Origin of the sequence: Pseudomonas sp. SMN5, from assembly GCF_052041925.1 — a bacterium.
Taxonomy (GTDB): Bacteria; Pseudomonadota; Gammaproteobacteria; order Pseudomonadales; family Pseudomonadaceae; genus Aquipseudomonas.
Window position 1 is genome coordinate 1 of record NZ_JBKGGX010000002.1, and the last position, 14,942, is coordinate 14,942.

Annotated in this window: 15 protein-coding genes; 12 read left to right on the top strand and 3 right to left on the bottom strand. The window is 60.2% G+C overall.

The window, feature by feature from the left end; translation table 11 throughout:
- From ACLEJR_RS01745 to ACLEJR_RS01800, 12 genes are all read left to right on the top strand, one after another.
- Positions 1-1,147, top strand: a 1,147-nt coding sequence (locus ACLEJR_RS01745) for an RHS repeat-associated core domain-containing protein (protein ID WP_440811800.1), incomplete at its 5' end; no start/stop codon positions are given.
- Between the two features lies 1 nt (position 1,148).
- The gene (locus tag ACLEJR_RS01750; protein WP_440811802.1) at positions 1,149-1,628 is read left to right on the top strand and encodes a hypothetical protein; all 480 of its coding nucleotides are present in this window, start codon (positions 1,149-1,151) and stop codon (positions 1,626-1,628) included.
- A gap of 2 nt (positions 1,629-1,630) precedes the next feature.
- Positions 1,631-2,431, top strand: coding sequence for a hypothetical protein (locus ACLEJR_RS01755; protein ID WP_440811804.1), 801 nt, complete (start codon positions 1,631-1,633; stop codon positions 2,429-2,431).
- Between the two features lie 228 nt (positions 2,432-2,659).
- Complete coding sequence (locus ACLEJR_RS01760; protein ID WP_440811807.1) at positions 2,660-3,658, top strand: metallophosphoesterase family protein; 999 nt, start codon at positions 2,660-2,662, stop codon at positions 3,656-3,658.
- Between the two features lie 254 nt (positions 3,659-3,912).
- Positions 3,913-5,328: a cytochrome c oxidase accessory protein CcoG gene (gene ccoG, locus ACLEJR_RS01765; RefSeq protein WP_440799228.1), complete on the top strand. Its 1,416-nt coding sequence runs from the start codon at positions 3,913-3,915 to the stop codon at positions 5,326-5,328.
- 11 nt (positions 5,329-5,339) lie between these two features.
- Positions 5,340-5,879 (top strand): FixH family protein, encoded by a 540-nt coding sequence (locus ACLEJR_RS01770; RefSeq protein WP_440799230.1) that lies wholly within the window; start codon positions 5,340-5,342, stop codon positions 5,877-5,879.
- Positions 5,880-6,056: 177 nt separating this feature from the next.
- Positions 6,057-8,507 (top strand): heavy metal translocating P-type ATPase, encoded by a 2,451-nt coding sequence (locus ACLEJR_RS01775; protein WP_440811811.1) that lies wholly within the window; start codon positions 6,057-6,059, stop codon positions 8,505-8,507.
- Between the two features lie 24 nt (positions 8,508-8,531).
- Positions 8,532-8,750 (top strand): cbb3-type cytochrome oxidase assembly protein CcoS, encoded by a 219-nt coding sequence (gene ccoS / locus ACLEJR_RS01780; protein WP_053158784.1) that lies wholly within the window; start codon positions 8,532-8,534, stop codon positions 8,748-8,750.
- Complete coding sequence (locus tag ACLEJR_RS01785; protein ID WP_440811813.1) at positions 8,743-9,426, top strand: sulfite exporter TauE/SafE family protein; 684 nt, start codon at positions 8,743-8,745, stop codon at positions 9,424-9,426. Before ccoS ends, ACLEJR_RS01785 begins: the two co-directional genes overlap by 8 nt.
- A gap of 273 nt (positions 9,427-9,699) precedes the next feature.
- Positions 9,700-11,082: an oxygen-independent coproporphyrinogen III oxidase gene (gene hemN, locus ACLEJR_RS01790; RefSeq protein WP_440811815.1), complete on the top strand. Its 1,383-nt coding sequence runs from the start codon at positions 9,700-9,702 to the stop codon at positions 11,080-11,082.
- Between the two features lie 95 nt (positions 11,083-11,177).
- A complete protein-coding gene (gene fnr / locus ACLEJR_RS01795) occupies positions 11,178-11,912 on the top strand; it encodes a fumarate/nitrate reduction transcriptional regulator Fnr (RefSeq protein WP_440799238.1) in 735 nt (244 codons plus the stop codon).
- A gap of 86 nt (positions 11,913-11,998) precedes the next feature.
- A complete protein-coding gene (locus ACLEJR_RS01800; protein WP_041020481.1) occupies positions 11,999-12,547 on the top strand; it encodes an adenine phosphoribosyltransferase in 549 nt (182 codons plus the stop codon).
- Between the two features lie 58 nt (positions 12,548-12,605).
- On the opposite strand, the gene recR is transcribed toward ACLEJR_RS01800, so the two are convergent.
- The 3 genes from recR to ACLEJR_RS01815 form a co-directional block, all read right to left on the bottom strand.
- A complete protein-coding gene (gene recR, locus ACLEJR_RS01805) occupies positions 12,606-13,208 on the bottom strand; it encodes a recombination mediator RecR (RefSeq protein WP_440799240.1) in 603 nt (200 codons plus the stop codon).
- Positions 13,209-13,274: 66 nt separating this feature from the next.
- Complete coding sequence (locus ACLEJR_RS01810) at positions 13,275-14,309, bottom strand: NADP-dependent oxidoreductase (RefSeq protein ID WP_440811818.1); 1,035 nt, start codon at positions 14,307-14,309, stop codon at positions 13,275-13,277.
- A gap of 281 nt (positions 14,310-14,590) precedes the next feature.
- Complete coding sequence (locus ACLEJR_RS01815) at positions 14,591-14,929, bottom strand: YbaB/EbfC family nucleoid-associated protein (RefSeq protein WP_003183512.1); 339 nt, start codon at positions 14,927-14,929, stop codon at positions 14,591-14,593.
- Positions 14,930-14,942: the final 13 nt, after the last annotated feature.

Genomic DNA, 14,942 nt, shown 5'->3' on the forward strand with positions numbered 1-14,942 from the left:
CGAAACCTTCGCCTACGACGCCGCCGCCAACCTGCTGGACGGCCCGCAGGCAGGCGCCGGGCTGGTGGCCCACAACAAACTGCTGACCTACCAGGACAAACGCTACCGCTACGACGCCTTCGGCCGCCTGATCGAAAAACGCAGCGCCAAGCACGGCGTGCAACACTTCGCCTACGACACCGAAAGCCGCCTGATCGAAGTGCGCAATGAAAACGGCAGCGTTGTGCGCATGACCTACGACCCGCTGGGCCGACGCATCACCAAGACCGAGCACGACCCCAACGGCTACTCCCTGGGCGAAACCCGCTTCACCTGGGACGGCCTGCGCCTGTTGCAGGAACACCGCCACCAACAGACCAGCCTCTATCTGTACGAAGACCAAGGCTACGAACCCCTGGCCCGCGTCGACGGCAGCGGCGCGCTGCAAAAAGTGCGCTACTACCACAACGACCTCAACGGCCTGCCGGAACAACTCACCGAAGCCGATGGGCACAGCGTTTGGCGGGCGACGTACCGGGTGTGGGGCAACACGCTGCAAGAAGTGCGCGAGCCGTATTACATCGAGGAGCAGAACCTACGGTTCCAGGGGCAATACCTGGACCGGGAGACGGGGCTGCATTTCAATACGTTCAGGTTTTATGATCCGGATGTGGGGCGGTTTATTACGCCGGATCCGATTGGGTTGGCGGGGGGATTTAATCACTACGTCTATGCGCCGAACCCCGCCGGCTATGTTGATCCATTAGGATTAAGCTGCACATCAGCGAAAGGCTTCGCCAGGAAAAACACCATCGCTAAACGATGGGTTGGAAAATTGTCTGGCAAAAAACCCGCCGACGTCGACGGCTACCTGACGGCCCGAGGCTGGGCAAAAACCTATCCTCAGGCCGGCAGACCGGATGCAATCCAACACGTTCAATATGTGCGCACTACAAAATCCGGAGCCACCTACAAGCTTGACTACCATCCTGGGGGTAGCTCTACCCAGCCCAACATTCACGGCAATGATTATTGGAAAGTGTATAAAACCAACAAAGCCGGCGAGGATGTTGTATTTGGAAGAATCGGCCACGGCGACTTTAAAAATTATGACCTTATCAAAGACTCGCCAGTGTATGTGAACGGCACACTCATGAATGGATTATAAAATGATTGATTTTTCAGCAGAGATAAAATCAAAACACTCCGCCGCCAATATACTACTGGGCGAAAATATTTCGACCTATGTCAACGCCCTGTATACAGAACACAAGGTCGAAGTAAAGATTTACACCTTGCCGGATAACGAAACAAGGACCGCCTACGTGGTCGATAAAACTATCACCGTCTCGACACTTGCCGACGGAACAATTTTCTCTATAGGTTGCAACACGCGCTACAAAGGACGATACAAAGATACCCTTTCCACAGGTATGGCATTTGCTCAGATAAAAAAACTCACCGCACGCCAACGCATCTTCAACGGTTCACTGATCATTGACGAGGATTTTGGTTTTTCCTACGTACTCCCCTCTCCCTATGACGAAATTGCAGACAGCATTGAAGACATACCACCCGATTTGAAGCTTAATGAAATTTACATCGCAGACTTTTCTTCATGGATCAGTCCACGGACTAATATCAGATAAAAATGGACCTATCCGAGCATCTTTCCTACAAACTTGAAAACTTCTTGAACGCCCGCCCCTACCCCAAGGCGCTAGGCGCCATTTTTTACGAAGAGGACGAGCCCTTACTGCTTCGTGTCGTGGCTAGAAAGCATAACGGCTGCCCCTTCAGCGTGAGCCGCTGGCACGATCTTTTTTCCAACAGTGCCTTTGAAAGGATCATGGCAAAAAGCGGCTTCACGGAGTCGGATTGTTACGCCGTCATCCTGCTCCTGTCGCGTTTTGGCTACCTGCTTGAAATCGACAACCGTCAGCGAACCAACAAGGACTATTTCATTTTTTTCTATTTGGTCCAGTTGCTCAGCCTGAAGAACAGCCCGCTCGACGCAGATGCGCAACTGAGAAACCACATGCTCAGGTTCCTCCTCTTCGAATTGAGCATCGATGACGAGGCCTATCGTCGGTTCAGCATCGAAGACCATCAGTTGATGATGGCGACCGACGCGTTGGGGCCAGTGGATTTTCTGAGCGTTATAGACTTGATCTATACAGCGATCAGGGCCAACAGCAGGAAAGAAAAGGTGCTGCTGGCCACGCTGAAAGACTATCAAGAGAGCATCGTCAGGTTATTAGTCGAACCCGACAATACCCACCACCGTTTTCCGCTCAACGATCATCACAGTGAACTGATGTATCCCGACGTATTCCTGAACGCCTATGCCCAAGACAAGCGGCAGGTGCTCAACGCGTTGCTCGATACGATCAATCCGCTTCAGTCAACGGAGAACCTGTTTGTCTCGAAACGGGCCATGACCTGTCTTTGATAAAGGACGAACAGACCTCGTTCTACAACATTTTGTACAGCCTGTAACTGTACAACCAGACAACTCCGCTGGAATGGCCAAGGGGCTTGCTGTTCCCAACCACTTCGCCGAAATAAACATTATCAATATAACCTCGGCACTTTCTGGCCTCCGGAAGTGCCTCTCGATAAAGTCACCCCGGTAACACGACAACTCAGCCCCCTCAACTATTCATAGAAAAGGATTTCCATGAAGAACTCGATCCACCTGAGACTTTTATCAGCCTTATTACTTTGCTGCTGCGTACCGGTCACCCATTCGTTTGCTGCCGATGTTCCCCCCGAACACATCGTATTCGCCGCAAGCCCGAAGTACCCCTCCAGTGAAAAGTCCGAAAACGGCGAACCGGAATCCAGGGCGGACACAGAGTCCCGCTCCCGATGGCTGATCGAGGCCCAGTACGCCAGCATCGCAGAGTTTCGTGAGCAGTCGGGTGGGCCGGGTGCCGTCCCGGTCATGATTAACGGCAACCTGACTCGATCAGGCCACTCCAGCGAGCGTGGCTATATCAAGACAGTCCTGCAGAACAAACTGAACAATCTTTACGACTATGGCCTGGGTAATCATGACTACGACTTCAATGTCGAAAGTTGCGCCAGTTGCGCCGCCGCAAGCGTCGATGATCTGAAAACGCGATACTGGGGAAAAGTGCCGAACATGGACTTGTCGGCCAGGGCCTCGGGCCTGACGAAAACCTGGTACGGGAGCCTGGCCTATTCCAAGGATTTTGGCGATGTGCATCTGGTTCAGTTGCACAACCAACCGGTCTACTCGGTGAATTTCTCTACGCAGGCCGTCTTCAATACAACCGCCTATGAAATCACGTCGTCCCTCGACTGGTTGGAGCGTGATCTGCAAAAGGCTCGCTCAAAAGGGAAAATCATTCTGTTGAACCTGCATCAGCCATTCCACTGGCCCGTCAGAGAGACGGAGATCAATCGTTTCACCAAGCTGATCGATGACTACGGCGTCACTGCTGTGTTTTCCCACACCACGGACAAGAAGCACGGGCATTACCCGTCCAACTACATCTACGGCGACGTGCCGCTGTTCATGAGTGGCTCGGCCGCAAGCAAGGCCTGGCTATATGTAAAGATCGCTGACGACAGGAAACGACTGATCGTCAATGTCGTTGCCGACAACGACTGGCGCAACCCTGTCGCCCGCCACACCATCGACGTTCGATAAGACTCAATGCGACGTCGATGGAAATCCCATCGACGTCATCTGCTGCGGCGGGACAGCTATACTCGACAAGTCAATTGATCTGGATCATGACTTGTTACATCCGCTACACCATTCGCCCCTTGCGCCCAACGCGACCAAAGGTCGCACCCTTGAGCTAGAGCGACAGGCGTATCATTGCGCCACTGCAACATCCTTCTGACCGTGGTCGGCACGTACTGGCCTCGGCACTTTTCCACTGCCGTGGGATGCAATTGATGAGCAACCAGATTCCGGTACATGACGTTACCCCGCCTGCCAAAGATGCGAACAAAAGCATCGACCTGTACGCCTCTCGGGAAAAGATCTACACCCGCGCTTTCACCGGCCTGTTTCGCAACCTGCGGATGGTCGGCGGTGCGGTATTGTTCCTGCTGTATTTCGGTACGGTCTGGTTGAACTGGGGCGGCCACCAGGCCGTCTGGTGGAACCTGCCGGAACGCAAATTCTTTATTTTCGGCGCGACCTTCTGGCCCCAGGACTTCATCCTGCTGTCCGGATTGCTGATCATTGCGGCCTTCGGCCTGTTTTTCATTACGGTCTATGCCGGGCGCGTCTGGTGTGGCTACACCTGCCCGCAAAGCGTGTGGACCTGGATTTTCATGTGGTGCGAAAAAGTCACCGAAGGCGACCGCAACCAGCGCATCAAACTCGACAAGGCGCCCATGGGCGCCAACAAGTTTTTGCGCAAGCTGGCCAAGCACAGCCTGTGGCTGTTGATCGGCTTCGTCACCGGCATGACCTTCGTCGGTTACTTCACACCGATCCGCGAACTGGTGTTCGAGTTCTTCACCGGCCAGGCCGATGGCTGGTCGTATTTCTGGGTCGGTTTCTTCACCCTGGCTACGTATGGCAACGCCGGTTGGCTGCGTGAGCAAGTGTGCATCTACATGTGTCCGTACGCACGCTTCCAGAGCGTGATGTTCGACAAGGACACGCTGATCGTGTCTTACGACCCGCGCCGCGGAGAAAGCCGCGGCCCACGCAAGAAAGGCATTGACTACAAGGCCCTGGGCCTGGGCGATTGCATCGACTGCACCATGTGCGTCCAGGTCTGCCCGACCGGCATCGACATCCGCGACGGCCTGCAGATCGAATGCATCGGCTGCGCGGCCTGCATCGACGCCTGCGACAACATCATGGACAAGATGGATTACCCACGCGGCCTGATCAGCTACACCACCGAACACAACCTGTCGGGGCAGAAAACCCATAAACTGCGCCCGCGCCTGATCGGTTATGCCCTGGTCTTGCTGGCGATGATCAGCCTGCTGGTGGCGGCGTTCTTCATGCGTTCGCTGGTGGGTTTCGACGTCAGCAAGGACCGCGTGCTGTACCGCGAAAACGCCGAAGGCCGGATCGAGAACGTCTACAGCCTGAAGATCATGAACAAGGACCAGCGCGACCACACCTACATCCTGGAAGCCACCGGGCTGCCCGATCTCAAGCTGCAGGGCCGGCGAGAGATCAAGGTCGCGGCCGGCGAGATCTTCAGCCAGCCGGTAGAACTGTCCAGCGCGCCGGAACAATTGCCATCGAGCACCAACGAGGTGACCTTCATCCTCAAGGATGCCGATGACGAAAGCGTCCATGTCCAAGCCAAGAGCCGGTTCATCGGCCCACAGACCCGTTGAGAGAAATGCCCATGCCTGCAGCAACTGCCACCAGCCCTTGGTACAAGCACCTCTGGCCGTGGATCATCATCGGGATCCTGGCCTGCTCGGTCACCCTGAGCCTGACGATGGTGACCATTGCGGTGAAAAACCCGGACAACCTGGTCAACGACAACTACTACGAAGCCGGCAAGGGCATCAACCGTTCGCTGGAGCGTGAACTGCTGGCCCAGACCCTGCAACTGCATGCCAACGTGCAACTGGACGATGTCACCGGCGAGGTGAACCTGCGCCTGAGCGGCAACAGCCGGCCCCAGACCCTGGAACTGAGCCTGATCTCCCCGACCCAACCGGAGAAGGATCGCAAGATCGTCCTGACCCGCAACGACAGCGAGCCGGGGCGCTACGTGGGCCAACTGACGGACAAGATCGAAGGCCGGCGATTTGTCGAATTGCTGGGGGCGCAGAACGACAAGACCTGGCGTCTGTTCGAGGAAGAGCAGATCAATCATGATCAGGCCATCTTGCTCGGCGATGAACCGCTGCAAGGGGCCGAAGACCTGAAAAAGTAAACCGCTTCCCTGTGGCGAGGGAGCTTGCTCCCGCTGGGCCGCAAAGCGGCCCTGTTTTTGTCTTTCATCCATTGGCCGGACGACTGCTTCGCAGCCGAGCGGGAGCAAGCTCCCTCGCCACGGACAATGTTCACAAACAGCAAGCTCTTCAGCCACAAAGGCCTTCATGCGACACCCATGAACAGTCCCCTGCCCTGCTACCACTGCGCCCTGCCCGTCCCACCCGGCAGTCACTTCACCGCCGTTATCCTCGGTGAAACCCGTCAGCTGTGCTGCCCGGGCTGCCAGGCGGTGGCCGAGGCCATTGTCGCGGGCGGCCTGGAGAGTTACTACCAGCATCGCAGTGAAGCCTCGGCCAACCCTGAAACCCTGCCGATCCAGCTGACCGACGAACTGGCGCTGTACGATCGACCCGACGTGCAGCAATCGTTCGTGCGTCATGAAGGCGAGTTGGCCGAAACCACCCTGTTGATGGAAGGCATCAGTTGCGCCGCCTGCGGCTGGCTGATCGAAAAACAATTGCGCAGCCTGCCGGCCGTCGCCGAAGCACGCTTGAATCTGTCCAACCATCGGCTGCATGTGCGTTGGGCCGATGCGCAGTTGCCGCTGAGCACGCTGCTCGCCGAGCTGCGCCAGATCGGATACGTCGCCCACCCGTACCAGGCCGACCAGGCCAGCGAACAGCTCGCCGCGCAGAACCGCCTGGCCCTGCGCCAGTTGGGCGTGGCCGGGCTGCTGTGGTTCCAGGCGATGATGGCGACCATGGCCACCTGGCCGGAATTCAACATCGACCTGAGCCCGGAGATGCATACCATCCTGCGCTGGGTGGCCCTGTTTCTCACCACGCCCATCGTGTTCTATAGCTGCGCGCCGTTCTTCAAGGGCGCGATGCGTGATCTGCGTACGCGCCACCTGACCATGGACGTTTCGGTGTCCCTGGCAATCGGCAGCGCCTACATCGCCGGGATCTGGACCTCGATTACAGGCGCTGGCGAGCTGTATTTCGACGCTGTTGGCATGTTCGCCCTGTTCCTGTTGGCGGGCCGCTACCTGGAGCGCCGGGCCCGGGAACGTACCGCTGCCGCCACTGCGCAACTGGTCAACCTGCTGCCGGCCTCATGCCTGCGCCTGGAAGAAAACGGCCAGAGCGAACGCATCCTGCTGAGCGAGTTGCGCACCGGCGACCGCGTGCTGGTGCATCCGGGGGCCGTGCTGCCGGCCGATGGCAAGATCCTCGACGGTCAATCCAGCATCGACGAATCGTTGCTGACCGGCGAATACCTGCCCCAACCTCGCCGGGTGGGCGACGCGGTCACTGCCGGCACGCTCAATGTCGAAGGCGCCTTGACGGTCGAGGTGCTGGCGCTTGGGCAAGAAACCCGGTTGTCGGCCATCGTGCGCCTGCTCGAACGCGCCCAGGCCGAGAAGCCGCGACTGGCGGAAATCGCCGATCGCGCCGCCCAGTGGTTTCTGCTGTTCTCGCTGGCGGCCGCTGCAGCCATCGGTCTGTTGTGGTGGCAACTGGACGCCCCCCGCGCCTTCTGGATCGTCCTGGCGATGCTGGTCGCCACCTGCCCTTGCGCGCTGTCCCTCGCCACGCCGACCGCGCTCACCGCCGCCACCGGCACCTTGCACAAGCTCGGGTTGCTGCTGACGCGCGGTCATGTGCTGGAGGGCTTGAACCAGATCGACACGGTGATCTTCGACAAGACCGGCACCCTCACCGAAGGCCGCCTGGCACTGCGCGCCGTTCGACCGTTGGCGACCCTCGACAGCGATCAGTGCCTGGGATTGGCGGCGGCCCTGGAAAACCGCTCCGAACACCCTATCGCCCGCGCCTTCGGCCGTGCGCCGCTGGCCGCCGAACAGGTCCACAGCACGCCGGGGCTTGGGCTCGAAGGCCTGGTGGGCGAACAGCGCCTGCGCATCGGCCAGCCCGGCTTCGTCTGTCAGTTGAGTGGCGTCGCGCAACCTGTCATGCCCGACGAGCCTGGGCAATGGTTGTTGCTGGGCGATGAAATCGCTCCCCTGGCCTGGTTCGTCCTCGATGATCGCCTGCGCGCCGATGCCCCGGCGTTGTTGGCAGCCTGCAAGGCCCGGGGTTGGCATACGCTGCTGCTGTCAGGCGACAGCTCGCCGATGGTCGCCGGCGTCGCCGCCGAACTGGGCATCGACGAGGCCCGGGGCGGCTTGCGTCCGGACGATAAACTGGCGGTGCTGCAACAGCTGCACCAGCAAGGATGCAAGGTGTTGATGCTCGGTGACGGGGTGAATGATGTGCCAGTGCTCGCGGCTGCCGACATCAGCGTCGCCATGGGCTCGGCCACCGACCTTGCCAAGACCAGCGCCGACGCCGTGCTGCTGTCCAACCGCCTCGACGCCCTGGTCCATGCTTTCAGCCTGGCCCGACGCACCCGACGGGTAATCATCGAGAACCTGGTGTGGGCGGGCCTGTACAATGGCCTCATGTTGCCGTTCGCCGCCCTCGGCTGGATTACCCCAGTGTGGGCGGCGGTCGGCATGTCCATCAGTTCGTTGACCGTGGTGCTGAATGCGCTGAGGCTGACCCGTCAGCCCAAGGCAATAGTATTCGACGCCACGCCCGATACCCGCCCGCTGCCGGCCTGAGCCACGCGGGCCTGGAGTTCCGAGATGCCTGCTCTTTACGTGATGATCCCGGCGGCGCTGCTGATCGTCGCCATCGCCGTGTACATTTTCTTCTGGGCCGTGGACAGCGGACAGTACGATGATCTCGACGGTCCGGCCCATAGCATTCTGTTCGACGATCAGGACCCGAACCACAAGGCGGCGGTGGATGAAGCCGACGGCCAGCCCCGCGAACCGGACGACAAGGCCCCGCCCCATGCTTGATCTGGCGCCACTGCTGGTCTCGGCGATCATCCTCGGCCTGCTGGGCGGCGGGCATTGCCTGGGAATGTGTGGCGGGCTGATGGGTGCCCTGACCCTGGCGATTCCCAAGGAGCAGCGCAGCCGGCGCTTGCAGCTGTTGCTGGCGTACAACCTGGGGCGGATCCTCAGCTACGCCGGCGCCGGGTTGCTGATCGGCCTGGCCGGCTGGGCCGTCGCCAACAGCCCGGCGGCGATGTTCATGCGGGTGCTGGCCGGCGTGTTGTTGATTGTCATGGGCCTGTACCTGGCCGGTTGGTGGAGCGGCCTGACCCGCATCGAAAGCGTCGGTCGTGGCTTGTGGCGGCACATCCAGCCCATCGCCAACCGCTTGCTGCCGGTATCGAGCCTGCCCCGCGCATTGCTGCTCGGCGCGCTCTGGGGCTGGCTGCCGTGCGGCCTGGTCTACAGCACCCTGCTATGGGCCGCCAGCCAGGGTAATGCGCTGGACAGCGCGTTGCTGATGCTTGCCTTCGGCCTCGGCACCTGGCCGGTGCTGCTCGCCACGGGCCTTGCGGCCGAACGCGTCACCGCCCTGCTGCGTAAACGCAGCGTGCGCATGGCCGGTGGCTTGCTGGTGATCATATTCGGCGTCTGGACCCTGCCGGGGCCGCATCAGCATTGGCTGATGGGGCATTGACCGAGTCGCCTGCCATCGCGAGCAGGCTCGCTCCCACAGGGAATCGGTGGCGAACACCGAATTTGTGTCCACCCTGATCAATTGTGGGAGCGGGCTTGCCCGCGAAGGCGCCGGGCCAGCTTGCATCAATATCGAATGCCGGACCGCTTTCGCGAGCAAGCCCGCTCCCACAAGATATCTGCCCAGCCCCTGCCCCGTTGATGCAAATCAACACGCCATCACGCCGGTGCCCCTAGACTCGCGACCATGCCAGCCTATCCGGGGAATGCCCGCATGCTCGACGCCCTTCGTTGGGACTCTGACCTGATCCGCCGCTACGACCTGGCGGGACCACGCTATACCTCGTACCCGACCGCGGCGCAGTTCGGTAGCCAGGTCGGTACCTTCGACCTGCTTCATGCCCTGCGCGAGAGCCGCAAGGCCCAGCGCTCGCTGTCGCTGTACGTGCACGTGCCATTCTGCGCGAACATTTGTTACTACTGCGCTTGCAACAAAGTCATCACCAAGGACCGTGGTCGTGCCCACGCCTACCTGCAACGCCTGGAACAGGAGATCCAACTGATCGGCTGCCACCTGGACCCGGCCCAGCGCGTGGAGCAATTGCACCTGGGCGGCGGAACCCCGACCTTCCTCAGCCACGACGAACTGCGCCAGCTGATGGCAAAGCTGCGCCAGTATCTGAACCTGCTGGACGATGACTCCGGCGACTACGGCATCGAAATCGATCCTCGCGAGGCCGACTGGTCGACCATGGGCCTGTTGCGCGAACTGGGCTTCAATCGGGTCAGCATCGGCGTGCAAGACCTTGACCCGGCCGTGCAACGTGCGGTCAATCGCCTGCAAAGCCTGGACGAAACCCGCGCGGTCATCGAAGCTGCCCGAACGCTGCAATTTCGCTCGATCAACATCGACCTGATCTACGGCCTGCCCAAGCAAACCCCCGAAAACTTTGCCCGCACGGTTGAAGAGGTCATCAGCCTGCAACCGGATCGGCTCTCGGTCTTCAACTACGCGCACCTGCCGGAGCGTTTCATGCCCCAGCGGCGGATCAACAGCCAGGACCTGCCCAATCCAGTGCAGAAGCTGGCGATGTTGCAGGGCACCATCGAGCAGCTGACCGCCGCCGGTTACCGCTACATCGGCATGGACCACTTCGCCCTCCCCGATGACGACTTGGCGATTGCCCAGGAAGAAGGCACCCTGCAACGCAACTTCCAGGGCTACACCACCCACGGCCATTGCGACCTGATTGGCCTGGGGGTCTCGGCCATCAGCCAGATCGGCGATCTGTACTGCCAGAACAGCAGTGACCTGAGCCACTACCAGAACACCCTGGCCGATGGTCAGCTGGCGACCGCCCGCGGTTTGTTTTGCACGCCTGACGACCGATTGCGCCGTGCGGTGATCCAGCAGTTGATCTGCCACTTTCACCTGCCCTTCGCCGAGATCGAACGCCGTTTCAGCATTGATTTTTGCGAATACTTCGCCAGCCTGTGGCCGCAGTTGCAGGCCATGGCCGAGGATGGACTGATCGAGCTGGACCGCAGCCACATCACCGTATTGCCCGCCGGGCGACTGCTGGTGCGCTCGGTGTGCATGGCGTTCGACGCCTATCTGGAGCAGCATAATCGGCAGCGATTCTCCCGAGTCATCTGAGCGCGACAATTTGACGAGAACACCGCACTGGTCGGAGATCCTTTGCTGGGTTACCCTTACGGCTTATGTGTGTTTTTCCCACAAGGATTTAAGAAATGTCCGAGCCAGTCAAACAGCGCGCTCATAGCCAGGCCCATTGCAAGGACTGCAGTCTGGCCCCCCTCTGCCTGCCACTTTCTCTGAATCTAGAGGACATGGACGCGCTGGATGAAATCGTCAAACGGGGCCGTCCGTTGAAGAAAGGCGAGTTTCTGTTTCGCCAGGGCGACGCCTTTGATTCCGTCTATGCGGTACGCTCGGGCGCCTTGAAGACTTTCAACCTGAGCGACGGTGGCGAGGAGCAGCTCACCGGCTTCCACCTGCCCAGCGAGCTGGTGGGCCTGTCCGGCATGGACACCGAGACCCATCCGGTCTCGGCCCAGGCGCTGGAAACCACGTCGGTGTGCGAAATTCCCTTCGAACGTCTCGACGAGCTGGCGCTGCAACTGCCGCAGCTGCGCCGCCAGCTGATGCGCGTGATGAGCCGGGAAATCCGTGACGATCAGCAAATGATGCTGCTGCTTTCGAAGAAAACCGCCGACGAACGCATCGCCACCTTCCTGGTCAACCTCTCGGCACGCTTCCGCGCCCGCGGGTTCTCGGCCAACCAGTTCCGCCTGAGCATGTCCCGCAATGAAATCGGCAACTACCTGGGCCTGGCGGTGGAAACCGTGTCCCGGGTGTTTACCCGCTTCCAGCAGAATGAGTTGATCGCCGCCGAAGGCAAGGAAATCCATATCCTCGACCCGATCCAGCTCTGCGCCCTGGCCGGCGGTTCGCTCGACGGCTGATTCACCAGCGCGGCCGAAGGACACTGAGCGATCGTCCCGGCCGCGCTATACTGCCGCGTTTGTAGCACTGCCAGGACACCTGAACGATGGTCTTCGACTCCTTCGACATCAAATCCCTGATCCGCCCCGTGATTGACTTCCCCAAGCCGGGCGTGATCTTTCGCGACATTACCCCGCTGTTTCAATCCCCGACCGCCCTGCGGCTGGTGATGGACAGTTTCGCCCACCGTTATGTCGAGGCCGAATTCACCCACATCGGCGCGATGGATGCGCGGGGTTTCCTGATCGGCTCGATCCTGGCCTATCAACTGAACAAGCCGCTGGTGCTGTTCCGCAAGCAAGGCAAACTGCCGGCGGACGTGCTAGCCGAGGGTTACCAGACCGAGTACGGCGAAGCCTTCCTCGAAGTGCATGCCGACAGCCTGTGCGAGGGCGACTCGGTGGTGATGTTCGATGACCTGATTGCCACCGGTGGCACGCTGATCGCCGCTGCCAACCTGATCCGCCGCATGGGCGCCAAGGTCCACGAGGCGGCAGCGATCATTGACCTGCCGGAACTGCTGGGCTCGCAGCGCCTGGAAGACATGGGCATCCCGACGTTCTGCCTGACGCAGTTTTCGCTGAGCGAACGATAACCCGCCGATGACACCCACCCCTGTGGTAGCTCGCTCCCACAGGGATATTGGGTGTCTGTCAGAGAGTAATCGGCTTACGCCCGGCAAACGAGTGCGCCAGCGTCCCGCCGTCCACCAGCTCCAGCTCGCCCCCCAGCGGCACGCCATGGGCGATACGCGAAGCGACCAGCCCCTTGTTGCTCAGCAACTGGGCGATGTAGTGGGCCGTGGCTTCGCCTTCCACCGTAGGGTTGGTCGCCAGAATGACTTCAGTGAAAGTCCCTGCCTCTTCGATACGCGCCATCAGTTCCGGGATGCCAATGGCTTCCGGCCCAAGGCCATCCAAAGGCGACAAATGGCCCTTGAGCACGAAATAACGACCGCGGAAACCGGTCTGCTCCACTGCATACACGTCCATCGGCCCTTCGACGACGCATAGCAGGGTGTCGTCCCGCCGTGGATCGGCGCATTGCGGGCAGAGGTCGTCCTCGGTGAGGGTGCGGCATAAACGGCAGTGCCCCACACCCTCCATGGCCTGGCTCAACGCCTGGGCCAGACGCGAACCACCGCTGCGATCGCGCTCCAGCAACTGCAAGGCCATGCGCTGGGCAGTTTTCTGACCTACACCCGGCAAGGTTCGCAGGGCGTCGATCAGTTGGCGAATCAAAGGGCTGAAGCTCATGGAGGAAATGTCCGACATAACAACGAGACGCGGTTTATACCCGCGCCTCCGATTAGCGTCAAATACTCAATCCTGCGCCACCCGCACCACCAACTTACCGAAGTTGCGCCCTTCCAGCAGACCGATAAAGGCCTGTGGCGCATTCTCGAGGCCATCGACCACATCTTCACGGAACTTGACCTTGCCGTCGCGCACCCACGGTGCCATGGCGCTGATGAATTCCGGCTGACGGTCACCGTAGTCGTCGAACACGATGAAGCCCTGGATCCGCACGCGCTTGGTCAGCAAGGTGCGCTGTAAGGCCGGCAAGCGATCCGGGCCGCTCGGCGCCTGATGTTCGTTGTAGGACGCGATCAGGCCACACAGCGGGATCCGTGCCTTGGCGTTGAGCAACGGGACAACGGCATCGAAGACCTTGCCGCCGACGTTTTCATAATAGATATCGATGCCCTTGTCACAAGCCTGGGCCAGTTCTTCTGCAAAACGCTCGCTTTTGTGATCGATACAGGCGTCGAACCCCAGTTCGTCGACCACGTACTTGCATTTCTCGCTGCCACCCGCCACGCCGACCACCCGCAGCCCCTTGATCTTTGCCACCTGGCCGACCACCGAGCCCACGGCGCCTGAGGCCGCCGCGACCACCAGGGTTTCGCCGGCCTTGGGTTGACCGATGTCCATCAGTCCCATATACGCCGTCATGCCAGGCATGCCCAGCACGCCCAGGGCCATTGAAGGGCTCGGGAGCCCTGATGGAATCGGGATCACGTTGCGCCCGTCGCTGATGCTGTGGCTCTGCCAACCCGTGGCGCCCACCACCAGGTCACCTTCCTGGAATTTCGGGTGCATCGAACGCTCCACGCGACTGACAGCGCCACCGGTCATTACCTGGTCGATTTCTACCGGAGCGGCGTAGGACGGTGCGTCACTCATGCGACCACGCATGTACGGGTCCAAGGACAGGAACAGCGTCTTGAGCAGGATCTGTCCTTGCGCCAGGTCCGGCAGCGTCACCTGCTCCAGACGGAAATTGTCCGGGGTGGGTGCGCCTTTGGGGCGAGAGGCGAGGACGATGCGCTGGCTGGGGGTCGATGCCTGAGACATGGGGCGTTCTCCTTGATCGTTGGATGGGCTATAGGGAGCAGACCTTATTGGAGGGGCAGTGTTCGATGTTCTTGCCGTTGGGTGGTGGTGCCTTCATCGCGAGCAGACTCGCTCTCACAGGAAACTGTGGCGGACGCGGACATCAGGGCATTCGATCCATTGTGGGAGCGGGCCTGCTCGCGATGGCGATGTCACTGCCGCCACCTTATCTGGAGCAGAAACAAAAATGCCAGGCGCGATGCCTGGCATTGGGTGTAGCCCATCCCGACCGGGATGGCGAATCAGAACGGCAGTTTCATGCCCGGTGGCAGTTGCATGCCGGCGGTCATGCCGGACATCTTGTCCTGGCTGTTGGCTTCGATCTTGCGCACCGCATCGTTGACAGCGGCGGCGAACAAGGCTTCGAGCATCTCCTTGTCGTCTTCGCTCAGGCCTTCGACCACGCTCGGGTCGATGCTGACGCGCTTGATGTCATGACGACCGGTCATGACCACGGTCACCATGTCGCCGCCGGACTTGCCGGTGACTTCGGCGTTGGCCAGTTCTTCCTGCATCTTGGCCATTTTTTCCTGCATCTGCTGCGCCTGTTTCATCAGGCCGGCCATGCCACCTTTCATCATGGGAATCACCTCG